At 49.8% G+C, this 22,719-nt stretch carries 25 protein-coding genes, 4 tRNA genes and 1 riboswitch; of the genes, 3 read left to right on the plus strand and 26 right to left on the minus strand.

Features of this window, described 5'->3' with window-relative positions:
• Positions 1–10: 10 nt before the first annotated feature.
• From dnaB to orn, 18 genes are all read right to left on the minus strand, one after another.
• Positions 11–1,390 (minus strand): replicative DNA helicase, encoded by a 1,380-nt coding sequence (dnaB, locus tag CWB98_RS00150; protein ID WP_138542983.1) that lies wholly within the window; start codon positions 1,388–1,390, stop codon positions 11–13.
• 120 nt (positions 1,391–1,510) lie between these two features.
• Positions 1,511–2,452, minus strand: coding sequence for a DUF4097 family beta strand repeat-containing protein (locus tag CWB98_RS00155; protein ID WP_138542984.1), 942 nt, complete (start codon positions 2,450–2,452; stop codon positions 1,511–1,513).
• Between the two features lie 9 nt (positions 2,453–2,461).
• On the minus strand, positions 2,462–2,947 hold the full coding sequence (locus CWB98_RS00160; RefSeq protein ID WP_138542985.1) for a hypothetical protein: 486 nt from the start codon (positions 2,945–2,947) through the stop codon (positions 2,462–2,464).
• Positions 2,940–3,491, minus strand: a complete 552-nt coding sequence (locus CWB98_RS00165) for an RNA polymerase sigma factor (protein ID WP_138542986.1) — start codon at positions 3,489–3,491, stop codon at positions 2,940–2,942. The genes CWB98_RS00160 and CWB98_RS00165 overlap by 8 nt, the downstream gene beginning before the upstream one ends.
• A gap of 163 nt (positions 3,492–3,654) precedes the next feature.
• A complete protein-coding gene (locus tag CWB98_RS00170) occupies positions 3,655–5,397 on the minus strand; it encodes a DUF7305 domain-containing protein (protein WP_138542987.1) in 1,743 nt (580 codons plus the stop codon).
• A gap of 5 nt (positions 5,398–5,402) precedes the next feature.
• Positions 5,403–5,927, minus strand: a complete 525-nt coding sequence (locus tag CWB98_RS00175; RefSeq protein WP_171045544.1) for a prepilin-type N-terminal cleavage/methylation domain-containing protein — start codon at positions 5,925–5,927, stop codon at positions 5,403–5,405.
• Positions 5,924–6,319 carry a type IV pilus modification PilV family protein gene (locus CWB98_RS00180; RefSeq protein ID WP_138542989.1) on the minus strand — a complete coding sequence of 132 codons (396 nt, stop codon included), beginning with the start codon at positions 6,317–6,319 and terminating at the stop codon, positions 5,924–5,926. Before CWB98_RS00180 ends, CWB98_RS00175 begins: the two co-directional genes overlap by 4 nt.
• Positions 6,310–6,771 (minus strand): pilus assembly FimT family protein, encoded by a 462-nt coding sequence (locus CWB98_RS00185; protein WP_138542990.1) that lies wholly within the window; start codon positions 6,769–6,771, stop codon positions 6,310–6,312. Before CWB98_RS00185 ends, CWB98_RS00180 begins: the two co-directional genes overlap by 10 nt.
• A complete protein-coding gene (locus CWB98_RS00190; RefSeq protein WP_138542991.1) occupies positions 6,758–7,177 on the minus strand; it encodes a type IV pilin protein in 420 nt (139 codons plus the stop codon). The genes CWB98_RS00185 and CWB98_RS00190 overlap by 14 nt, the downstream gene beginning before the upstream one ends.
• Positions 7,178–7,588: 411 nt before the next feature.
• Complete coding sequence (gene rplI, locus CWB98_RS00195; RefSeq protein ID WP_054016932.1) at positions 7,589–8,041, minus strand: 50S ribosomal protein L9; 453 nt, start codon at positions 8,039–8,041, stop codon at positions 7,589–7,591.
• A gap of 35 nt (positions 8,042–8,076) precedes the next feature.
• On the minus strand, positions 8,077–8,304 hold the full coding sequence (rpsR, locus tag CWB98_RS00200; protein ID WP_002962753.1) for a 30S ribosomal protein S18: 228 nt from the start codon (positions 8,302–8,304) through the stop codon (positions 8,077–8,079).
• A 12-nt stretch (positions 8,305–8,316) separates the two neighbouring features.
• A complete protein-coding gene (gene priB / locus CWB98_RS00205) occupies positions 8,317–8,646 on the minus strand; it encodes a primosomal replication protein N (RefSeq protein ID WP_138542992.1) in 330 nt (109 codons plus the stop codon).
• 30 nt (positions 8,647–8,676) lie between these two features.
• Positions 8,677–9,018 (minus strand): 30S ribosomal protein S6, encoded by a 342-nt coding sequence (rpsF, locus tag CWB98_RS00210; RefSeq protein WP_010386261.1) that lies wholly within the window; start codon positions 9,016–9,018, stop codon positions 8,677–8,679.
• Positions 9,019–9,229: 211 nt separating this feature from the next.
• A tRNA-Gly gene (locus tag CWB98_RS00215) sits at positions 9,230–9,305 on the minus strand.
• A 118-nt stretch (positions 9,306–9,423) separates the two neighbouring features.
• Positions 9,424–9,499: transfer RNA gene (locus CWB98_RS00220), tRNA-Gly, on the minus strand.
• A gap of 193 nt (positions 9,500–9,692) precedes the next feature.
• Positions 9,693–9,768: transfer RNA gene (locus CWB98_RS00225), tRNA-Gly, on the minus strand.
• Between the two features lie 118 nt (positions 9,769–9,886).
• A tRNA-Gly gene (locus CWB98_RS00230) sits at positions 9,887–9,962 on the minus strand.
• Positions 9,963–10,217: 255 nt separating this feature from the next.
• Entirely contained in the window at positions 10,218–10,763 is a 546-nt protein-coding gene (gene orn / locus CWB98_RS00235; protein ID WP_046004965.1) for an oligoribonuclease, read from the minus strand.
• A gap of 173 nt (positions 10,764–10,936) precedes the next feature.
• Here orn and rsgA point away from each other — a divergent pair, with 173 nt between their 5' ends.
• Both rsgA and asd read left to right on the plus strand, forming a co-directional pair.
• Positions 10,937–11,989 carry a small ribosomal subunit biogenesis GTPase RsgA gene (gene rsgA, locus CWB98_RS00240; RefSeq protein ID WP_046004964.1) on the plus strand — a complete coding sequence of 351 codons (1,053 nt, stop codon included), beginning with the start codon at positions 10,937–10,939 and terminating at the stop codon, positions 11,987–11,989.
• A gap of 34 nt (positions 11,990–12,023) precedes the next feature.
• On the plus strand, positions 12,024–12,890 hold the full coding sequence (asd, locus tag CWB98_RS00245) for an archaetidylserine decarboxylase (protein WP_125720180.1): 867 nt from the start codon (positions 12,024–12,026) through the stop codon (positions 12,888–12,890).
• Positions 12,891–12,948: 58 nt separating this feature from the next.
• Here asd and CWB98_RS00250 read toward each other — a convergent pair whose 3' ends face one another.
• From CWB98_RS00250 to CWB98_RS00285, 8 genes are all read right to left on the minus strand, one after another.
• A complete protein-coding gene (locus tag CWB98_RS00250) occupies positions 12,949–13,701 on the minus strand; it encodes a HesA/MoeB/ThiF family protein (protein WP_138542993.1) in 753 nt (250 codons plus the stop codon).
• Positions 13,698–15,218: a thiamine phosphate synthase gene (thiE, locus tag CWB98_RS00255; RefSeq protein WP_138542994.1), complete on the minus strand. Its 1,521-nt coding sequence runs from the start codon at positions 15,216–15,218 to the stop codon at positions 13,698–13,700. Before thiE ends, CWB98_RS00250 begins: the two co-directional genes overlap by 4 nt.
• Positions 15,219–15,306: 88 nt before the next feature.
• On the minus strand, positions 15,307–16,098 hold the full coding sequence (locus tag CWB98_RS00260; RefSeq protein ID WP_054016936.1) for a thiazole synthase: 792 nt from the start codon (positions 16,096–16,098) through the stop codon (positions 15,307–15,309).
• Positions 16,099–16,100: 2 nt separating this feature from the next.
• Positions 16,101–16,298, minus strand: coding sequence for a sulfur carrier protein ThiS (gene thiS, locus CWB98_RS00265; protein WP_054016937.1), 198 nt, complete (start codon positions 16,296–16,298; stop codon positions 16,101–16,103).
• Entirely contained in the window at positions 16,295–17,314 is a 1,020-nt protein-coding gene (locus CWB98_RS00270) for an FAD-dependent oxidoreductase (RefSeq protein ID WP_138542995.1), read from the minus strand. The genes thiS and CWB98_RS00270 overlap by 4 nt, the downstream gene beginning before the upstream one ends.
• A gap of 40 nt (positions 17,315–17,354) precedes the next feature.
• The gene (gene thiC / locus CWB98_RS00275; protein WP_138542996.1) at positions 17,355–19,307 is read right to left on the minus strand and encodes a phosphomethylpyrimidine synthase ThiC; all 1,953 of its coding nucleotides are present in this window, start codon (positions 19,305–19,307) and stop codon (positions 17,355–17,357) included.
• Positions 19,308–19,471: 164 nt separating this feature from the next.
• Positions 19,472–19,573: riboswitch (TPP riboswitch) on the minus strand.
• A 28-nt stretch (positions 19,574–19,601) separates the two neighbouring features.
• Entirely contained in the window at positions 19,602–19,979 is a 378-nt protein-coding gene (locus CWB98_RS00280; protein WP_249364557.1) for an META domain-containing protein, read from the minus strand.
• Between the two features lie 137 nt (positions 19,980–20,116).
• A complete protein-coding gene (locus tag CWB98_RS00285; RefSeq protein WP_138542997.1) occupies positions 20,117–20,506 on the minus strand; it encodes an acyl-CoA thioesterase in 390 nt (129 codons plus the stop codon).
• Positions 20,507–20,611: 105 nt separating this feature from the next.
• On the opposite strand from CWB98_RS00285, the gene CWB98_RS00290 reads away from it, so the two are divergent.
• Entirely contained in the window at positions 20,612–22,693 is a 2,082-nt protein-coding gene (locus CWB98_RS00290) for a TonB-dependent receptor (RefSeq protein WP_138542998.1), read from the plus strand.
• Positions 22,694–22,719: the final 26 nt, after the last annotated feature.

Genomic DNA, 22,719 nt, shown 5'->3' on the forward strand with positions numbered 1-22,719 from the left:
AACGAATACGTTAATATTCGTCATCGACTGCAGGGCCGGCATAATTGTCGAACCGAGAGAATTGCCCCTGAAAGGTTAACCTAACCTTACCAATCGGACCATTACGCTGTTTACCAATGATAATTTCCGCGACTCCCTTATCTGGGCTGTCGTCGTTGTAGACCTCATCACGATAGATAAACATGATCAAGTCGGCATCCTGCTCGATAGACCCTGATTCACGTAAGTCTGAGTTAACCGGGCGTTTATCAGCACGTTGTTCCAGTGTACGGTTAAGCTGCGATAAGGCTATCACCGGGCACTGAAGCTCTTTTGCCAATGCTTTGAGTGAACGAGATATCTCTGCGATTTCTAAGGTCCGGTTGTCCGACAAACTGGGTACTCGCATCAACTGCAAATAATCCACCATGATCATGCTGATACCACCATGATCCCGTGCAATCCGCCTTGCTCTCGAGCGCACATCCGTCGGCGTCAAACCTGAGGCATCATCAATGTACATTTGACCCTTTTCCATCAATAAGCCCATGGTTGAGGATAACCGAGCCCAATCATCATCATCCAGCTGACCAGTCCGCACTTTGGTCTGGTTAATACGCCCCAGTGAAGCCAACATCCTCATCATGATCTGCTCTGAGGGCATCTCCAGTGAATAGATAAGCACTGGCTTATCTTGCGTCATCGCAGCATGTTCTGCCAGGTTCATGGCAAAAGTGGTTTTACCCATCGACGGACGTGCAGCGACTATGATCAGATCTGAGGGTTGCAAGCCTGCGGTCATCTGATCAAGATCAGAGTAGCCCGTGCTCACCCCCGTTACACCATCTTGCGGCGACTGGTAAAGCTCTTCAATTTTATCGACGGTTTTTTCGAGTATACTGTGAATGCTCTGTGGACCTTCGGTACTCTTAGTGCGCTGCTCAGCGATTTTGAATACCTTGCTTTCCGCCAGATCCAACAATTCGTGGCTATCGCGCCCTTCCGGGTTAAAGCCCGCCTCGGCGATTTCATTTGCCACCGAGATCATTTCACGGACCACTGCGCGTTCGCGCACAATACTGGCATAGGCATCTATGTTCGCTGCGCTGGGTGTATTTTTGGCAATTTCAGCCAGATAAGCAAAACCACCGACCGTGTCCAGTTGATTATTCTTCTCGAGGTTTTCCGAGATAGTGATCAGGTCTATAGGCTGACTGGCCTCGACCAGTTTGCTCATAGCCTCAAATATCAGCTTGTGGGTGCGGGTGTAAAAGTCCTGCGCGACAACCAGCTCTGCAACCCTATCAAACGCCTGATTATCAAGCATCAGTCCACCTAACACAGACTGCTCTGCCTCGATGGAATGGGGGGGAACTTTCAGGGTATCGACTTGTTGATCAGGTTTCGCCATATCACTACAAACACTAAGGGACGGACCTGTTATTGTATACGCAATTGGGGTGGAAATGAATCTAGATTATCAGGCTAATATTGACGAAGGGACGCCCTCATTGAACGTCCCACCTGAGTCTTACAACTTCTTCAGGGCAATACGCCCACTGACAGTATCGATTTCTACATCCACATCACCGTCGTTAATCACAAACTCCAGTTCACGCGATGGCCCATATTTAGCCTTCTTTTCTTTGTCTGCTGACAGTTCATTGATGATGCGCCCGCCGGCATGCGCATCGATATCAAAGCGCGCCGACAGATTAGTGGGAAAATAAAAGTCGACATCACCACTGACTGATTCAAAACGAATATTGGCTCGCTTTTCCAAAGCTCTCATTTTGACATTAATCTCGCCATTGACTGTGCTCATTCTGAGGTCTTTCAGGCTGGCAATATCGAAATCAACTTCACCATTGACGTTTTCAACCCGAATATCACTCGCCTGAGTCATACTCTCAATACCACCATTGACCGCGTTGAAACGTAGTTTTCCGCTGGAGGCCATATCTTCAATATCGCCATTGACTGTTTCATAGCGGATGTTACCAGATAGTTCTTTACCTTCGATATCGCCGTTGACGGTTTCCAGTTCAATTTTACCGCTTGCCTGGTTCACCTCAATGTCCCCATTGACGGTGGTTACTGCTACACCTGCACTAAAGTTACTGACATCCACATCAACATTCACCCCTTCAAAATCCAGTTCACTCTGTTTTGGCATATAAATGGTCAACCGAGAACCATCTCGCTTGTTATTCCACCCCTTATTGCGGCGCGGCATTTTGACAATAAACTCTGTTACATTACCCTGAGTTTCTAACGTATAGCCCTCGGCCAGTTCATCTAGCTCACCACTGACTTTAAAGCTTGGCTTGTCCCATGACTTAATCGTGACTTTACCACGCTGGTTTTCGATGACCACTTTACCATTTAGCGGCACCTCAATCTGCTCGTCAATCTTGTCACCCGCCAGGGCAAACAGCGGCAGCGTGGCCAGTCCTAAAATGATTGCTTTCATGCTTCTCTCCTAAATCTGTTGCCACTGGGGCTGATGTACCTTAGTGATTAAATCCAGCTGCTGCTGGTATACCTGAGCCAGCATTTTGAGCAGGGCTGCATTATCGGGATCTTTTGTCAGAGCCAGCTTGATGGCCTGCTCTGCTTCTTCCAGCTCCTGTAATGGCACCTGCCAATCCTGTGTCAGTGCAGGTTGTGCCTCATACTGAACCAGTAACGTCTGTTTTTTCTGCTCGAAGAACGCACTCATATTCGTCATAGTGTCTTGCTTGGGCTGCGTCATGATGACCTGCCAGCTCAGCAGGCCCGCAGAAACGCAGGCCGCAACGCCTGCCAGCTTAACCCAGGGACTGGCTGAGCGAGGCTCTGCAGCGGGCAAGTTGATCGCCTTTTCAATACCCTGCCATAAATCTTTTCTCGGCTCAGGGAGTTGATCCTGATCTTGTTGCCGTGGCAGTTGTTGTTTCAGAAACTGCTCGAATGTAGGTTTACTCATTGTCGTACCACTCCTGTAACAATTTCCTGGCCCGGTGAAACTGAGACTTACTAGAGCCCACCGCCATATTCAACATACCCGCTACTTCTTCATGGCGATACCCTTCAACCGCATGTAAGACAAACACCAAGCGAGCGCGTTCCGGTAACCGCAGTACCAGCTTATCTAGCCCATTGAGCGAGTCACATTGCGCGAGTTCAGTTTGTTCCATACCACTGTCTTCCAGGCTGACGACTTTTTGCAGCCAGTTTTTTTGCTTACGCAAATAACTGATAGCAACATTCGACGTGACGCTGTGAAGCCAGGTCGTGAATTTTGACTGCCCCTGAAACTGAGCGATTTTATGCCATAGCTGAACAAACACCTCCTGCGTCGCATCCTCCGCGTGTGCCTGATCGGCCAGCAAACGTAAACACAGTCCATACACCCTGCGATAACACTGTTGATAAAGCTGTTCAAATGCCACCTGTTCGCCTTGTTGGGCACGCAGCACTAACGCCTCAATCTTATCTTGGTTAAATGCCTCTTTGGCATTGATTATCATAGAGTATTCCCTCGTTACCGAGCCATCATCGTGACACATCAGATGTAATAAAGAAAGTGACCCAATGTGCGATGTTTGAAGGGTAAGACGCGGGGAGAAGAGCAAAAGGTTTAAACAAAGAGGAAAAATTTTTCTATACTGAGAAAGCGACTATAACACCGTGCTATTCGTCATCCTCATCTGGTGCCTGGTAATCTTCACCAGACTCAAAGCGCCAGCCCATAAACTCAAGCTTAGCCGGCGTAACCACACCACCATTACCAAGGTTAAAGTTTTTCAGTGCTTCATCAAAATGCACGCCACTACCGCCAGTGGCATCTATGGTTGCACCTCGGATAGTGCCGTAAAACTGACCGCTTCCCCGCATTGCGATGCTGGTAACAGGTGCATAAATCACGGCATACACGGAGCTGGCACCTCTGAGAGTAATGCCATTTTGGCCAGAGTAAGAAGAGAAGATACTCAAACTTGGAAAGCCGCTATCAGTCATGCCTTCGCGCTCTGTGATCACGATTCCACTGGCACCAAAATCAACCTTGCCGGTAACAAAAATCGCCAGACTGCTGCCTGCTTTGATGGTAATACTGGTGTGTCCCGTCATTTTGAAATCACCATCAACCAGCCAGATAACATCTCCTCCCTCAATGGTAATGGTGCCATCACTGGTCAGCTTCATATTTTTCATCCCAAACACATACTCGTTGCTGGTATTGCCCTGACCATGGTTTTGCGTAAGGTGCTGAAACAAATAAATGTCTGCGGGGCTCGATGACCAGGTGCCACTACCTCCACGTATATAACGGCCTTCACTCGGGGTAAACACATAGTCCGTCTGCGCCCCGACGGTAAAGTCCACATAGTTGTTATTGCTGTCGATCACAGAGGGCATATTCAAAGGCAAGGCCAGTGGATCACATTCTTTATCGGGGTCACTGGGATCATAGTCCGGGGAACTTGGATCGTACACCCGCACTGCCTCTACTTCTGGGTTAACGTTGAAGCGGTCGGCTGAATAGTGCAGCCCATCTTGCATATGGCTGCTCTGAAAAGCTCCCGTGCCACCATACATAATGTCTAGCTCTGAGCGGTTTTGATTAAGGATTTCAGCGCCCCACTTCATCGTCACGTCGCCGTTCGCGCGCAGCACACCCGTAATCTGTCCACCGTTGTGCTTTACAAACCCCTGAGTGAGCACATCGCCATCAACCCGCACGCCACTGCCCGCGGAAATATCGATACCAGTATTAGACTGAACAGTACCGACAACAGGTGAAGATCCCTTTAGATACAGAATACCCGATGCTTTAACGTCCCCCATAATAGGAGAGTGACCATTTAGCACCACATCGGCATCGCCAATCACAGTGTTCACATCGCCATTGCTGGTTTTAGTATCTTCATAGCTGCCCTGAGTGGAGTCATAACTGTCAACCAAACCACTGCCCGCAAGATTTACACCTTTACACCCGGTAACGGCGTTTTGGAACACTGAGCTGCGCTCGGGGGGCGTATATTTAAAGTAAGAGATCATACGCGCCTGGGCCTGATCATCATAACGCTGTCCCAGGCTGGCAATCGCCACTTCATCACCGTTGACCGACAACTGGGCATCAAAACGCGTGCCATCAAGTTCGCCGCTCCCCAGACCCGCCCCTATCTGCTGCACAGCCTGCTCCAGTGTCAGGTTTGGGTTATTAGTGAGTGCCGCTTTAAGCGCCTGCCCCCGTTCGATCACCCCTTTCTCAGCCAGTAAACGGGCATTCAGGTCTTTTTGATAATTACCACTGAGACGCTCCTGTACTAGGGTATCTTTAAATGCAGCAAAGACCACCACACTGGCGACCGAGCTGAGTAGCATCACTTTTATCAGGGTAAATCCACGCTGTTGCAATGTTTGTATTGCCATGACAATCACCAGTTCGCCGTCGCCAGCACCTGCTGACTTGCTGCAATATCTATCTGGATCCCCGCGGCATACTGTAAAGGCATGCCATCCGGTGTCACAATAATAGAAGTAATAAGACCATTGACGGCAAAACTCAGATCATTCACACCACGCAATAAACGTTGTGCCGGTAAATTGTCCGAACTGAGATCGCATAATAAGTAGCCATCAAGCAAAGAAAAGGTTTCTGTATAAGCCACTGAAGGCACGCTGCCATCGCAGGCCGGCGTATTGGCAACCTGACTGACTTCTAGTGCCTCACCGTTAAGCATGACCTGAGGTGTGGTCGCAGTTTGCTTAATGCTACGGGTCATTAGCTGGCTGGTATAACGGATCACTTCCTGTGCTTGTGCCAGCTCCTGATTCACGGCAATAGTGCTGCGAATGGTCGAATAGGCCACGGCAATACCTCCGAGCATAAACAAGCCTATCGCCAGTGCAATCAGCAGCTCAAGTAAAGTAAATCCACGGCAATTCATCAATCGACTCACAAACATTCATTGACAAAACTGGCGTGCAAAGAGACTTGGTCCACGCCTGTATTGGTCATACGTTCGTCGTGCCAGCTAACCGTCAGGCTCATATCGAGACTGAAAGTGTCGGGCAGCGTTAGCGTGAAGCGAGGATCATTCGGGTATAGCCAGGCTGCTGTCGGGTTGGCAACCGGATTCAGGCTGGTATTGACACTCTGATAATGGCAAATGTCGGGCCAAATACGCTCTATCGCATTCTGAGCGTGGATCAAAGCCACGGTATAATTAAAACTGTTCTGTGCAAACTGCATGGCCTTGATCTGGGCTGCGGCAAGGCCGAGCAATGCAATGGCTGCGATTACCATAGACACCATCACTTCCAGCAATGAAAACCCCGAAACTACGCGCAATTGTCTGTCGCCTTACCCAACCAACTTTGCCCACTGTGTAAGATGCATAAACGAACATCGTCCGTTGTTGCATCGTTATCCGATATCAGTATGTTACTGAATGCACTGAGCTCACCGCTTGAGCGCAGTGTTCTGTCAACCAGGTTCACGGCTACTGCTGTGTGGTCAATCGTAAACCGTTTTAACGTGATTTCCTGACCCTGCTCGACCACCTTCATTACCCAGTCATTGTTTTCAAGTTCCAGTTTTACTGGCACTTCGCGCTTTACCGCTTCACTGCGGGCAAAGCGATAAAAGCTGCTTAGCTGATTTGCTGTGGTATTCACCCTGTCCTGTTTAATTTGGCCAATTAAAGACGGCGCAGCCGTAACAGCCAGAATGGCAATGATGGCCAGAACCATCAACAACTCAATCAGTGTTACACCGTGCTGGGTGTACTTACCAACAGTCATTCAGGTTACCTCCCTGATTGCCTAAATGGTCCAGCGTGAGTACTCCGCAAATGTCGCCAGTCTGACCACCTGCAGCCAATGGTGTCGCCTTTAAAATATAGCCCATATTACGAAAATCACCGTTGGCACCTTGTGGCTTATTACGCGCTTCGTAGCTGAACGTGTAGTGTTCAGCAGCAGGCAGGCTTTGAAAAGTCTGATCATTCGGGTAACCACCATTACGGGAATAGATACGCTCCAACGTGGCACTGGTTTGTAACAGCAAGTGCTGTGCATCCAGTCGTCTGCTTTCACGTACATACTGACCATAGTTTGGCAATGCCACACTGGCCAGAATGGCGACGATCGCAATGGCGATCAGCAGCTCAATTAAAGTAAATCCACGCATTCTGGAGGTTTTAAGCATATTGGGTTTCCCACCTAAATGATAACGCTGTCATTAACGCCTGAATAAGACTGTATGACATTTAACCAATAAAAAAAAGTGCCTGTAATAAAAACAGTTAACTAAAATATCACAGAACGGAATTATCTAAAACAGGAACGCGCTTACACGAGATAACAGCCGACGATGTGCCTCAAGGCTACACGGTGGTCAGACCATTAAATACCAGCGTCATTTGTTCCCATAAAGACTATAAGCCGTTTACGAGCGCTGTTGTTTTGATTTGGATTAAATTTCCGACTTGTGTTGTAAACCTTCCATGATGATCCCGATAATCATCAGATCCACACACTGAAAATTGGAGTTGTTATTGTCTTTCAGAGATTGGGAATACAACCGCGTGCAGATACACGCGGTTGGTGCTTAATATTATTAAGCTTCAGCGATCACGATTACTTTGATAGCTGTTGTCACGTCAGTGTGAAGCTGGATTGATACGTCGAATTCACCTGTTTCGCGGATAGTACCGGTAGGCAGACGAACTTCTGACTTAGCAACTTCCAGACCTACTGCAGTGATAGCGTCGGCAATATCGCGAGTACCGATAGAACCGAACAGCTTACCTTCGTCACCCGCTTTAGAAACCAGAGTCACTTCAGCAAGTGCTTCTAGTTTTTCAGCGCGCGCTTGTGCAGCAACTAGCTCTTCAGCGATTTTCGCTTCAAGCTCAGCACGACGTGCTTCGAAAGTTTCGATGTTAGCTTTAGTTGCAGGAACTGCCTTACCCTTAGGGAAAAGGAAGTTACGTGCGAAACCAGATTTAACAGAAACCTGGTCACCTAGGCCACCTAGGTTTGCGATCTTGTCTAGTAGAATAACTTGCATGTCTCTACACCTTTTAAAAACTGTTAATCAGCTGCTTACTTGTGTAAGTCAGTGTACGGAAGAAGGGCTAGGTAGCGAGCACGCTTAATAGCAGTTGCTAGCTGACGCTGATATTTAGCGCTAGTACCTGTGATACGGCTAGGTACGATTTTGCCACTTTCTGTTACGTAGTTTCTAAGAGTAGCCAGATCTTTGTAATCGATTTGTTGTACGCCTTCCGCTTTGAAACGGCAGAACTTACGACGTCTGAAATAACGTGCCATGAGTAAATTTCCTCAATTAATTCTTTCAATATGTTGTGCATGTAATACAAGCTGACTCAAGCCACTTCGGCTCTCGTGTCGGTTTAAAAAACCGCGTACCTGTAAGGTCTGCCCAACGCATAAATGCTCTAGTTGAGTCCGGAACTGCTGTCCGCTGGCAACCACCTGAATACGTACATAACTATTACGATTTAGGTCAGCTTCTACCTGCATCGACTTATGTTCTAAAACAAAAATACAATGCGCGATACCCGCGGGGCTTTGACTGTACTTAGGTGGCTTACAGACCGTGCCGGATAATACCAGCTGGTTTGTATACAGTTCAGACTGAATGCTCACCAAACTACCAGGTCAATTCCGAATCAATAACGATTAAGCAGTTGCTGCTTCTTTTTTCTCTTCTTTAGCAAGAGGAGACGCTTCAGTTACAGCGTTCTTAGTACGCATAACCAGGTTACGAAGCACTGCATCGTTGTAGCGGAAAGAAGTTTCAAGCTCGCTGATTACTTCAGTAGGTGCTTCAACGTTCAACAGAACATAGTGTGCTTTGTGAAGCTTTTCGATTGGGTAAGCCAGTTGACGACGGCCCCAGTCTTCTAGACGGTGGATTTTACCGCCAGCTTCTGTGATGGCACCAGTATAACGCTCGATCATACCAGGTACTTGCTCACTTTGGTCTGGGTGAACCATGAATACGATTTCGTAATGACGCATGGATATTCCTTACGGTTAATATAGCCTTGTCCCGTTTCGGCCAGTCGGGGTAAGGCAAGGAACTAAAGTTAGTTAGGCCGAAAGAGCGCGTATTTTACGTGTCGAACTAAAAATAAGCAATCAGTTTATCAATGAAAATTGGTGGAATAAGATTTAAAGTTGAGTGTGTAAGTCAGAGTGAGAAAATTTGGATATAAGGAGAAGAGAGAGTTGGAGCGGCACACGAGGTTCGAACTCGTGACCTCGACCTTGGCAAGGTCGCGCTCTACCAGCTGAGCTAGTGCCGCTTCATTATTTGCTCGATTGAATTTAAACGCTGGTCCGCGACGGGTCGCGTCTAACGTTTAGCAGCTGAGCCATTGCTGCATCATAGAAAGTATCTAGTTTATACACCTGAAGAAGTGTTGGAGCGGCACACGAGGTTCGAACTCGTGACCTCGACCTTGGCAAGGTCGCGCTCTACCAGCTGAGCTAGTGCCGCTTCATAGGTTATGGAATATTAAAACGCTGGTGCGCGACGGGTCGCGTCTAACATTTTAGCAGCAGAGCCAGTGCTGCATTCCTGATTACTCATGTTTCAAACGCTGGAGCACGAAAGGTCGCGTCTAACGTTTTAGCAGCTGAGCTAGTGCCGCTTCATAGACAGTATCTAGTTTATACACTTGAAGAAGTGTTGGAGCGGCACACGAGGTTCGAACTCGTGACCTCGACCTTGGCAAGGTCGCGCTCTACCAGCTGAGCTAGTGCCGCTTCATTATTTGCTCGATTGAATTTAAACGCTGGTTCGCGACGGGTCGCGTCTAACGTTTAGCAGCTGAGCCATTGCTGCATCATAGAAAGTATCTAGTTTATACACCTGAAGAAGTGTTGGAGCGGCACACGAGGTTCGAACTCGTGACCTCGACCTTGGCAAGGTCGCGCTCTACCAGCTGAGCTAGTGCCGCTTCATAAGTTATGGAATATTAAAACGCTGGTGCGCGACAGGTCGCGTCTAACATTTTAGCAGCAGAGCCAGTGCCGCATTCCTGATTACTCATATTTTAAACGCTGATGCGCGACGGGTCGCGTCTAACGTTTTAGCAGCTGAGTTAGTGCCGCTTTACAATACTACACCCCAAAGACAAATAAGCTTTGCCGTCTTGAGCGGGGCAGGATTCTACAAGATAGAAAAAGCATTGCAAGTACTTTTTCTAAATTTTTTAAAGATTGAAGAATTTTTGCTGGTAAACCTTCAACTCCATAATGGAGTCTTTGATGTCGTCCAGAGCCAGGTGAGAGCTCTTTTTGTGGATCCCATTTAACAGCTCAGGCTTCCAACGACGTGCCAGCTCTTTAATCGTGCTGACGTCCAGGTTGCGGTAGTGGAAATATTCTTCCAGCTCAGGCATGTATTTATTGAGGAAGCGACGATCCTGACCAATCGAGTTACCACACATCGGCGATTTGCCCGGTGGTACCCATTGTTTCAGGAAGTCTAATGTTTGTTTGATTGCATCAGATTCAGAGTGAGTGCTGGCCTTACAACGCGCAGTCAGACCGGAACGGCCATGCTGGTTTGTACACCACTCATCCATATTATCAAGTAAATCATCACTTTGATGGATAGCAATTACAGGTCCCTCGGCCAGTACATTCAGATCACAGTCGGTGATCACAGTGGCAATTTCGAGGATCCTATCTGTTTTAGGTTCCAGACCCGTCATTTCTAAGTCGAGCCAGATCAGGTTTGATTCATGAAAAGACATACACTACCTAACGGTACTTTCCTTTAGATCCAATGCAATTAGATATATCATATTAGCTTCATCACTCGACCAAAAGCTTTTTTTTACAAAGCGGGGCAATTTATTGAGTTATAGTCCATGATTGGCCTGTATACCACTCGATAGCAATAAATCGTGTCGCGAGTTTATAAGATATGGCAAAACGCAAAAAACTCAGTAAGGGCCAGTCCAGACGGATCAGTGCCAACCATCAAAAACGCTTGCATAAAGCGAAACAACAATCCGACACTCAGGTGACTTGGCAAACCGATAACCTGGGCCCCACAGAACCCGCGGTGGTGATCAGTCGCTTTGGCCAGCACGCCGATGTCGAGTGCGAAAATGGCGACGTGCTGCGCTGTAATATTCGCCGTACTGTCACCAGCATAGTATGTGGCGATGACGTGATTTTTCGTCGCGCCAAAGTCAGCGAAGGCGATCTGGCCGGCGTGATAGAAGCCGTCGAGCCTCGCCGCTCTCAGCTCACTCGTCCGGATTTTTACGACGGCGTAAAAGTGGTGGCAGCCAATATTGACCAAATTTTAATGGTATCCGCTGTAGTACCTGAATTCACCCCGCAGATCATTGACCGCTACCTGGTCGCCTGTGAAGACATGGGCATTGAGCCTATTCTGTTACTCAACAAGATCGATCTGCTCGATGACGAAGGCCTCGACTATGTTGATGAAGTGCTGGATATCTATCGTGAGCTAGGTTACCGCGTCCTGCTGGTGAGTAACAAAACAGGCCAAGGGATTGATGAGCTCAAAGCCCTGCTAACAGACAAGAACAACATCTTTGTTGGCCAATCCGGTGTGGGTAAATCCACGTTAGTGAATACCGTCCTGCCTGATGCCGCTATCCTGACGCAGGAAGTCTCTGAGAACAGTGGCCTGGGCCAACACACCACCACGGTTTCTAAACTGCATCACCTGCCCAGTGGCGGTAACCTGATAGACAGTCCGGGGATCCGTGAATTCGGTCTGTGGCACCTCGAAGTAGAGCGGGTAACCTGGTGTTTTAAAGAGTTTCGTGAATTTATCGGCGGCTGTCGTTTTCGCGATTGCAAACACCTCAACGATCCGGGCTGTCTGATCCTGGAAGCGGTTGATGAGGGCAAGATCAGCGAACTGCGCTTTGACAGCTATCACCGTATTCTGGAGTCAATGGCGGATGGTCGCGCAGGTGCGCGCGCGCCAAGAGTTTGATACTATCTTCAAAATTTTTTCAGGAATAATAAAAGTGAACTTGGATAAACTAAAGATTGCCCTGCAATATGCTTTACCCAAACATGCCGTATCACGTTTGGTGGGAAAACTGGCCGCAGCCGAAGCGGGCGCACTGACGACCACCTTAATTAAATTGTTTATCAAGCAGTACAAGATAGACATGAGTGAAGCCCTGCATGAAGATCCAGCTCACTATAAAACCTTTAATGAATTCTTTACCCGTCCGCTGAAGCCGGGGATCCGCCCACTTGCCGAAGAAGCCAGCATTGTGGCTCACCCGGTCGACGGTGCCATTAGCCAGCTGGGCGATGTGGTCGATGGTCAGATCATTCAGGCAAAGGGTCATGACTACAGCCTGCAAACCCTACTGGGGGGCAAAGAGTCGGATGTGGCGCCATATCTTGGTGGTAAATTTGCCACTATCTATCTGGCACCCAAAGACTATCACCGTATTCATATGCCCCTTGATGGTACGCTGAAAAAGATGATCTACGTACCTGGCGATCTGTTCTCGGTCAACCCGCTGACTGCGCAAAACGTCCCTAATCTGTTTGCTCGTAATGAGCGGGTAGTCGCAATCTTTGACACTGAAATAGGTCCACTGGCTATGGTACTGGTGGGCGCCACTATAGTGGCCAGCATCGAAACCATCTGGGCGGGTACGGTCACGCCACCAGCCGGTAAAGACGTCTTTAGCTGGGATTATCCCGCAGAGGGCGACAACGCCGTTAAACTGAAAAAAGGCGACGAGATGGGCCGCTTTAAGCTGGGCTCGACGGTTATTTTGGCCTGGGGAGAAGACAAGGCCGACTTCCTGGCCAACCAATTGCCAGAAACCGTTACCCGTATGGGCACCCCATTTGCGACCATCCGCGACTAAGCCGGATAATTCGCTCAAAAAAGCCCGCAGAAGCGGGCTTTTTTAATCGTCTATCGCATTAGCTACACACGCTACATGCCGTATCTCTTTCCAGCGTAAACTGCCGTTGCTGCAAGCTCAAAGCATCGACCACTATCATTTCGCTGTGTTTATCAGGCACATCAGAGATAATTAAACTGACTGCTTTCATCGCCTGCATAGAGCCGATAATGCCCAATAACGGGCTCACCACACCTGCGTTCTGACAATTCAATACCGGTTGCGCAGAAGACTGTGGAAAAATGCAGTGATAACACACAGAGGACACCCTGAAATCAAAGGTCATAAACTGTCCCTGAGTTCCCAGCGCAGCACCCGAGATCAGGACCTTACGGTGTTGTACACAATACTGATTGAGCAAATAGCGCGTGGCGAAGTTGTCGCTGCAATCCAGGATCAAGTCACTGTCTTGCAATATGCTGTCTATATTGCTGCGACTAAGCTTCACAGGCTGTGGGATCAGTGAAATTTGGTTATTCAGGCTCGCTAAAACCTTACCCGCTGCCTTCGCTTTTGGCTGGCCAATGTGACTGACCTTATACAAAATTTGCCTTTGCAAATTAGACAACTCAACCGCATCATCATCACAAAAAGTCAGCTGCCCGACTCCACTTGCCGCCAGATAAAACAGCGCTGGGCTGCCCAAACCACCACAGCCCACCACGGCCACCCGCGCTTGTTTTAGGCGCAGCTGACCGGCTTCCGATACTTCGTTGAGCAGTAAATGGCGGCTGTACCTTAGCCGCTCTTTGTCACTGAGCTCTGTACTCATGATTCGCCTGTGGCCCGTTTCAGGTCAATAATAGCCTGTTTATAATCCGCCGCCTCGGTGATGGCGCGCACCACCGCCACACTGCCCACTCCGGTGGCGGCAACCTGAGGAGCACGAGTGAGGTCAATGCCGCCAATGGCCACGGTGGGATAGGTTTCACGCATCAGAGGCACAAAGTGCCTGAGCTTTTCGAGCCCCTGGATCTGTCCGGACATGTCCTTAGTGGTGGTCGGGTAAATCGCGCCAAACGCCAGGTAGCTGGGCCGATAGTTGTGAGCCCGCAGCATTTCATAAAACCCATGCGTAGACACGCCCAGGCGTAACCCCGCCTGCTGAATGGCAACCAGATTCGCCGAATCCAGATCTTCCTGACCAAGATGCACCCCATAAGCGCCATGGCGAATGGCCAGCTCCCAGTGGTCGTTAATAAAGACCCGGCCCTGATATTTCTCACCCAGGGTGATTGCACACTGTATGTCTTCTTCCAGGGTCGCGTGATCAGCCTGTTTAATCCTGAGTTGCACCGTTTTCACGCCCTCAGCCAGACACTTTTCAACCCAGTCTACCGAGTCAACGACGGCATAAAGCCCCAGCTCTTCTCCCACCGGAGCAAAGCCGGCGGCAAAGTTAAACTCTTCACTGACGGCAAATTCCAGCTCGTCACCCAGCCAGCTGCCAGGCTCTATCACCTGAGGAAAGTCCGAGATATTCTCTGGAAATCCGCAGTGTGCTAAGGGGCCCCTGCCCTCACCAAAGCGCTGTGCTAACTTCAGCCCCTGATTGATATAAGCTTTGGCCAGAATGAAGGCATCTTTGATCGGGTAGCCTTTGGCCAGGCAAGCCGCAACAGAAGATGCAAAGCTACAGCCGGTGCCGTGGCTATGCGGTGTTTGTATCGCTTCATTACCCAGCCAATACTCTTCGTCCTCACTCCAGCAATAATCGATGCAATAACCACTGGGATAATCCCAGTGACCCCCTTTAATGATCACCGATTTGACGCCAAATTCACGCAGCTTGCGGGCAGCGTCCCTGACGGCATCCGGACCAATCAGATACACGCCAGTCAATACTTGCGTCTCCTGCGTATTGGGTGTGATCACATCGACCAGAGGTAATAAGTATTTTTTCAACGCATCCAGGGTATCTTCTTCGGTCAGCGCATCGCCACTGGATGCAATGGCAACCGGGTCGAACACAATCACAGGGGGATTGTCCCAGCGACTCCTGTACTGCGCCAAATGCTCTGCCACCAGCTGGATCTGTGTGCTGTTGGCCAGCATGCCAATCTTGATAACGGTTGCTTTTAAGTCGGCTTCGAGTGCCAGCAGCTGAGATTCCAGCACTTCACTCGAGACCGCGTTGATCTCTTCAACCGCCAAACTATTTTGCGCCGTCAGCGCTGTCACGGCTGTGCAGGTTTGCACACCAAAACTGTGCATTGCTTTGACATCCGCCTGAATCCCGGCGCCGCCGCCCGAATCCGACCCGGCAATGGTCCATACCAGTTCAGCCACAATTACTCCTACTTACTCTGTTGAATATGGGCGCATGATTAATTAAGTACTTTGCGCCACAAAGGCTTAGCGTCACTATAGCGCGTGTTTAATTCTGATGCCAAAAGGGCATCCCCATCGTCGGGGTGGAAGGCGCTGCAACTTCTTTCTCCGGCATGGCCTGCGCCACATAGGCGGCACGCCCGGCAACTACCGCATGATTAAAAGCACTAGCCATGGTTACCGGACAACCGGCACCGGCAATGGCAGAGTTTAGCAACACGGCATCGTAACCAAGCTCCAGGGCTTGTACCGCATGCGATGGTAAACCGAGTCCCGCGTCGACAATCAGAGTATGGTCAGGCAAACGTTCACGAATGGTTTTCAGATTATAAGGATTCAGTAACCCTTTCCCGGTGCCAATGGGCGCGCCCCAGGGCATCAGTACTTCGCAGCCCAGATCCGCCAGGCGCTGACACACCACTAAATCATCGGTGCAATACGGCAGCACTTTAAATCCCTGCTTTATCAGGATTTCGGTGGCTTCAAGCAGCGCAATCGGATCGGGTTGTAAATTGTATTCATCGCCGATGAGTTCCAGCTTGATCCAGTCAGTCGCAAACACTTCCCGACACATTTGCGCCAGTGTCACCACTTCTTTAACACTGTGGCACCCGGCGGTGTTAGGTAGCACCCGCAATCCGGTATCCTTGATCAGTTGCCAAAAGTCGTCTCCGGCCGACACTGAGTTCTGGCGTCGCAGTGAGACAGTGACAATTTGCGCCTGCGAAGCCACCAGGCTTTGCTGCATAATTTCCGGCGAGGGGTAAAGTGCTGAGCCTATCAGCAAGCGACTGTCGAACTGCTCACCGTAAATGGTTAACGGTTTATCACTGTGCATCATTAGCCCCCCTGAATAGGCGATAGCAACTCGATGCTGTCACCTTCTTGCAGCCGCTGCTGGGCCAACGTGCTGCGCGGCACAAATTGCCCGTTCAGCGCCACCGCAAAGGGCGCCTTTGCCCCTTGTGCTTCAATCACCTCCAGCAAAGACTGTGGCTGTGACAGCGTGAGCGCCTGACCATTGTAACTAATATTCATAATACCCCTTGTTGTAACGCGTGTTGCACCACAGCGGGTGCCAGCAAAAAGCCATGCCGATACAGGCCGTTAATGCGGATCACATTATCAGTGACGCTAATATGCGGGCGATTATCTTTATACGCCGGGCGCAAACCTGCGCGCAGCGACATCACTCGCCCCTCGGCAAAGCCACTGTGTACTGTATATGCAGCCGACAGCAGCTCCAGTGTCGAGCGGACTGTAATATCTCCCCGATCCTGAGACTCAATTTCGGTCGCCCCGATGACAAACTCGTGATTTGGTTTAGGCGCAATATAGAGTGGATAACGCGGATGCATCAGACGCACCGGACGCTGCAAACTCACCTCCGGCGCATAAATGCGTGCAACTTCGCCACGCACCCCGCGCAGACCGGGGCTGTCTTTTTTGGCATCCAGCCCGCGGCAGTCAATGATCCAGTCAAACGCTTCACCATTGACCCGCCCTTGTGCGATGTGTGCCTCTGCCCCTTCATGAAAGCGCACGCCCCTGTTTTGTAAGGTGCGAAGGCTGGCAGCATAGAATGCCAGGTTATCGAGCTGGCCCTCACAGGGTAAATACAGTCCCTGGTGAAAGCGGCCAGCCAGTTCAGGTTCCAGCGCACCAATGCCGTGACCATCCAGGTTTTGCGCCTGATGGCCAGCCAGCGGTTTAAGGCGCCGCTGGAAACTCAGCAAATCGCCCCTGTCTTGCTGGTGCGCGACGATCACTGTGCCCTGCTGCTGAAAGAATACAGGCGCATCGAGTTTGGCCAGCAACTCGGGCCATAATGCCATGGCATGTAAGCCCTGCTCTGCCAGGTCTTGTTCACAGATCACGGATTCGGCCATGGGCGCGAGCATCGCCGCGGCCAAAGTGCCGACACTGGCAGGCGCCGCGACCAGGTCACGCTCAAATACGCTTAGCTGATACTGCTCTGCCAGCATCAGCGCCGCAACCCGCCCTGTCAGACCAAAGCCGACAATGGCAACGCGTGGTTTGTTTGTCTGGGACATCTTGCCTCCATACGGGCCCGAAGGGGCCCGCTACCCTAAATCACAACGCTTTGTGGTAAAGCTCCGAACCCGTTTCTTTAAATTCGCGTGATTTATTTTTCATTTCGGCTTCCACATCAATCATTTTGATGGCGATAGCTTCACCGGCATTATTTGGATCTATGCCCTCGGCTTCGAGCTGTTTGGCATAGTCGCGCACATCCTGGGTGATCTTCATAGAGCAGAACTTAGGACCACACATAGAGCAGAAGTGCGCCACTTTACCCGACTCCTGAGGCAGTGTTTCGTCGTGGTAAGACAATGCCCGCTCCGGGTCCAGGCTCAGATTAAACTGATCGTGCCAGCGGAACTCAAAACGCGCTTTAGACAGGGCATTGTCACGGATCTGCGCGCCCGGATGACCTTTGGCCAGATCCGCCGCATGCGCCGCAATCTTGTAGGTGATCAAACCTTCTTTCACGTCTTCTTTATTGGGCAGGCCCAGGTGCTCTTTTGGTGTCACGTAACACAACATTGCGGTACCGTACCAGGCGATCTGCGCTGCACCAATCCCGGAGGTGAAGTGATCGTAGCCAGGAGCAATATCTGTGGTCAGCGGACCAAGAGTATAGAAAGGCGCTTCATGACAATGCTTTAATTGCTCATCCATGTTTTCTTTGATCAGGTGCATTGGCACATGGCCCGGCCCTTCAATGAATACTTGTACGTCATGCTTCCAGGCAATCGTGGTCAGCTCACCCAAAGTACGCAGCTCAGAGAGTTGCGCTTCGTCATTGGCATCGGCGATTGAACCCGGACGCAGACCATCGCCCAGAGAGAAACAGACATCGTATTGCTTCATGATCTCGCAGATGTCTTCAAAGTGGGTGTACAGGAAGTTTTCTTTATGGTGCGCCAGACACCATTTGGCCATGATGGAGCCACCGCGCGAAACAATGCCCGTCACTCGCTTCGCCGTCATAGGCACATAGCGTAGCAGCACACCTGCGTGAATGGTGAAGTAGTCAACGCCCTGCTCGGCTTGCTCAATCAGCGTATCGCGGAAAATTTCCCAGGTCAGATCTTCTGCCACGCCGTTCACTTTTTCCAGCGCCTGATAAATCGGCACCGTACCGATCGGCACCGGTGAATTACGTACCACCCACTCACGGGTTTCGTGGATATATCGGCCAGTCGACAAGTCCATGACAGTATCGGCACCCCAACGGGTTGACCACACCAGCTTTTCCACTTCTTCTTCAATCGAAGAGGTCACCGAGGAATTACCTATGTTGGCATTCACCTTCACCAGGAAGTTACGACCGACAATCATAGGTTCGGTTTCCGGGTGGTTGATATTGTTTGGCAAGATAGCGCGACCACGTGCAATTTCAGAACGGACAAATTCGGGGGTAATAAAGTCTGGGATCTCAGCACCAAACGACTGGCCCTTGTGCTGCTGCGCCAGCAACTCTTCACGAATTTTAGCACGACCCATGTTTTCACGAATGGCGACGTACTCCATTTCCGGGGTCACAATACCACGACGTGCATAGTGCATTTGTGTCACATTCTGTCCGGGCTTAGCGCGACGGATCTTAGGCAGGTTTTCAAAACGAATATGGTCCAGACCTTCGTCCGCCATACGCTGCTGAGAAAACTGCGACGTGACCGACTCCAGCACTTCGGTATCGTCGCGGTCTAAAATCCACTGCTCACGGAATTTCGGCAAGCCTTTGCGCACATCCAGCTTAAACTCCGGATCGGTGTAAGGGCCTGAGGTATCGTAGACACGAACCGGTTCATTTTTCTCATAGATTGGCTCTTCTTCAGTACCGCCAATAAATGAATCACTCAAAGTGATCTCGCGCATTCCGACGCGCACGCCCGCCTGCTCACCCTCGACATACACTTTCTCGGAATTTGGGAAAGGTTGTCCGGTAAGGTTATAGATAAAATCCGACGCGGCCTCGCGCGACTCACGACGTGATAACTTGCTACTGTTGTTTGACATGACATGCCTCATTGTTAAGTTAAGGTGTCTTGTCAGAACTCCGCAAAGGGAGCGAGAAGGGTCCAAACCAAATCCACAGCAAAATACTGTGTGTTGGTTTCATTCAGTGGATCATGTTGGCACAGGCACAACATGGCTGGCAACCTAGATATCTTGCGATATACCAACTTAGGTAGCTTGTTCCCTACGCAGGCATTAACCTGATCAGGTCCACGGATCCCGCAATACTGCGATCTCAGCCCAGATGGGCACTCCGACAAGTAACGAACTGTGAAAAAGTGTACTGAATCGCGCTTAGTTAGTCAAAGACTCTGCGTCCAGCGCTTTAAATTGCCAGGTTTGCTGGCCTTTCAGCTGTAGCTTGCTATTCACAAAGGTCACACTGGCACCTTGTTGTAGCATCTCTAAAAACTGTACTTCCTGGCTGTCTAAGGTATTTCCGCAAGACTTGCGAGTCATCCCCAGCTTACTCAGTGTGAGCACCTCAGATTCCATGTTGCCCTCTGCAAAAAACCGATTACAACCTGCGAAACCAACCACCTGTAGAGCGTCCAGAAATTCAATTTCTATGGGTGAGGCCTCTGTGACAAGACGACCATCAACCTGAATTAACTGCCAGTGAGAGTGCTTAAGCTGTTCCCTGGTTACCTTCCCTGTACTGGAACATGCCATTAATACGCACATCAGGCATATAAGAATGGAATTTTTCATGGTAAACCAACCGCTTAAAATATGATTAATATTATAACGTCAGGCGGCGTGGAAAAGGCAGTAAAAATCTGTAATTTTCTGCCTTTTTAGTAAAAATATCAGCCGAAAAGCTGATCAATTTCCTCAGGTAGGAACGGCCGGCCCCTTTCATTCACAGATGTCCCGGTGACAACCGCGTCCAGCATGAGCTTGTCGTCTTCGGCTCGGATAATACGCTGGATAAATGCGAACTTAAGTTTACTGATCCGCAGTGTTTCAACTTCAACATAAAATGCGTCGCCCGGTTTCAATGAATCCTTGTAATTCATTTCAGAGCGGATCACTACCAGATTGATTTTCTGCTCTGCCAGCGCAGCAAAATCAACGCCATTGGCAATCAAAAATTCATGTCTGGCATGCTCCAGATAATTAAAATAGACACTGTTATTCACAATCCCCTGCAGATCACATTCGTAATCCCTGACTTTGAAATCAAGCTTAAATGTCATGGCCTTTCCTCTTGACTAAGTTGCCGAATTTATAACACATATTAACTGTTAACTGGTCGGGCTTTTGCTACACTGTGCGCAATCAAAAATGGAACAAGATAAGACATGAAGCTTAAACTTTCTTCGCTTAGCCTCAGCCTGTTGGCTGCCCTGTCATACCAAGCCGCAGCTGATGAATCACGTACCGCCGCGCCCCTTGAAACCATTGAGGTCACTGGCGACTTCCAAAGAGAATCTCTGCAAACACTGAGTGCCAGCGCCAGTGTGATGGGTGAAGTTGAAATGACCCATCGCGGCGCCAGTTATCTGGACGAGTTACTGAACAGCACAGCCAATGTGAACTTTACCGCTGGAGCCTCTCGCGGTCGCTTTGTGCAGATCCGTGGTGTGGGCCTGCGCTCCCAGTTTGTTGACCCCATCACCCCGAGTGTGGGTATGCTGGTCGATGGCATTAACTATTCAGGCCTGGGTGGCAGTGCATTATTGTTTGATATTGACCAAGTGACCTTGTATCGCGGTCCTCAGGGAACACGTTTCGGTGCCGACGCGATGGGCGGATTAATCGATCTGCAGTCTCATGCCCCAACTCAGGACACGGACCTGAAACTACGCATAGGCGCCGGCAACTACAACAGCTATGAAGCGGGTCTGGCCGCAGGTACGGGATTGACCGAAAACACCGCAGCACGCTTTAGTTTGTATCAACGCGGCTCAGATGGCTATGTTGATAACCTTTACTTGGACAAGCCAACTCAGGACCAGGAAGAGCGGCTGGCACGTTTTAAACTGAGCAGCCAGCTGACAGACGCATTGACTGTAAATCTGGCAGTGCATCATATCAATATTGATAATGGCTATGATGGCTTTACACTGGATAATACACGTAACAGTGTGGCCAATCAGCCTGGTAAAGACACACAAAAAAGCGACGCCTTTGCACTCAGTGCGTTGTATACCGGTCTGAGCGCCTTTGATATCGAGCTTCAAGGCACAGGGTTGCAGGCTGATACTGAGTATAGCTACGACGAAGACTGGACCTGTCATGATGCGACTCAGGCAGAGCTTTGCGCCGCCGGGTTACACCCGGATCACTATGTTGGCTTTGATAACTATCTGCGTGATCACGAACGTGGCAGCCTCGAAATGAAGCTCAAAGACAAGCAAGGCGACTGGGTCATAGGTGCCTATGCACAGCGTCGTGATGTCGCACTCAGCCGCAGAAACGCAACTTTTAAGTCTCACTATGATGTCTCCAACCAGGCAGTGTTTGGCCAAAAAGTTACCCACTTAAACGAACAAACCCGCTTGATCACGGGGTTACGTGTGGAGCGCTATGACAGCGAATATACAGACTCCAATGGCTTCGCCATAGATCAGGATGACACTATGGTCGGTGGTAAGCTAGCGCTGGAATATCAGGTTGTGCCCCGTACCATGATCTATACCAGCCTTAGCCGGGGCTATAAAGTCGGTGGCGCCAATGGAGAAGCGCTGGCGAAAGCCAAAGATGATGGGTTCAGCATCCCAGCCTCAGCATTTTCGTTTGAACCAGAGTACCTGTGGAATGCTGAGTTTGGCGTGAAAGGTCAGTCAGAAGATAAAAAACACACACTTGCAGTCACAGCTTTCTATATGGAGCGTGAGGACATGCAGCTCAAACAGTGGCAAGTGAGCGGCGTGCAGTTTGCAGGCTTCATCAGTAACGCAGGTAAAGGCGAAAACTATGGTCTGGAAATTGAAGGCCAACGTCTGATCACAGATCAGCTGACGCTGAACTACAGCCTGGGTTATCTCGATACTAAAATTGAAGACTTTGTGACTACATCAGGTGAAAACTTCGATGGTCGCGAGCAGGCGCAGGCACCTAAGTACCAATATGCTTTCTCAGCAGACTACAGTGTACTGGAAAACCTGGTTGTGACTTTGGGGCTCGAAGGTAAAGACGATTACTTCTTCTCTGACAGTCACAATGAACAAGCACCGAGTCAAAACCTGATCAATGCCAGTGTGAGCTATTATGGCGAGCAGTGGTCACTCACCGCATGGGGTCGTAACCTGGCCGATCGTGATGTACCGGTTCGGGGATTCTACATTATGAATGACCCACGCATTGGCTATGAAACCAGTCGCTACGTGCAATATGGTGAGCCGCGGGTCTTTGGCCTGACCTTCAGTTACGATTTGTAATACCAATCCATATCGATATAAAAAAG

Origin of the sequence: Pseudoalteromonas rubra (assembly GCF_005887115.1) — a bacterium.
Classification (GTDB): Bacteria; Pseudomonadota; Gammaproteobacteria; order Enterobacterales; family Alteromonadaceae; genus Pseudoalteromonas; species Pseudoalteromonas rubra_F.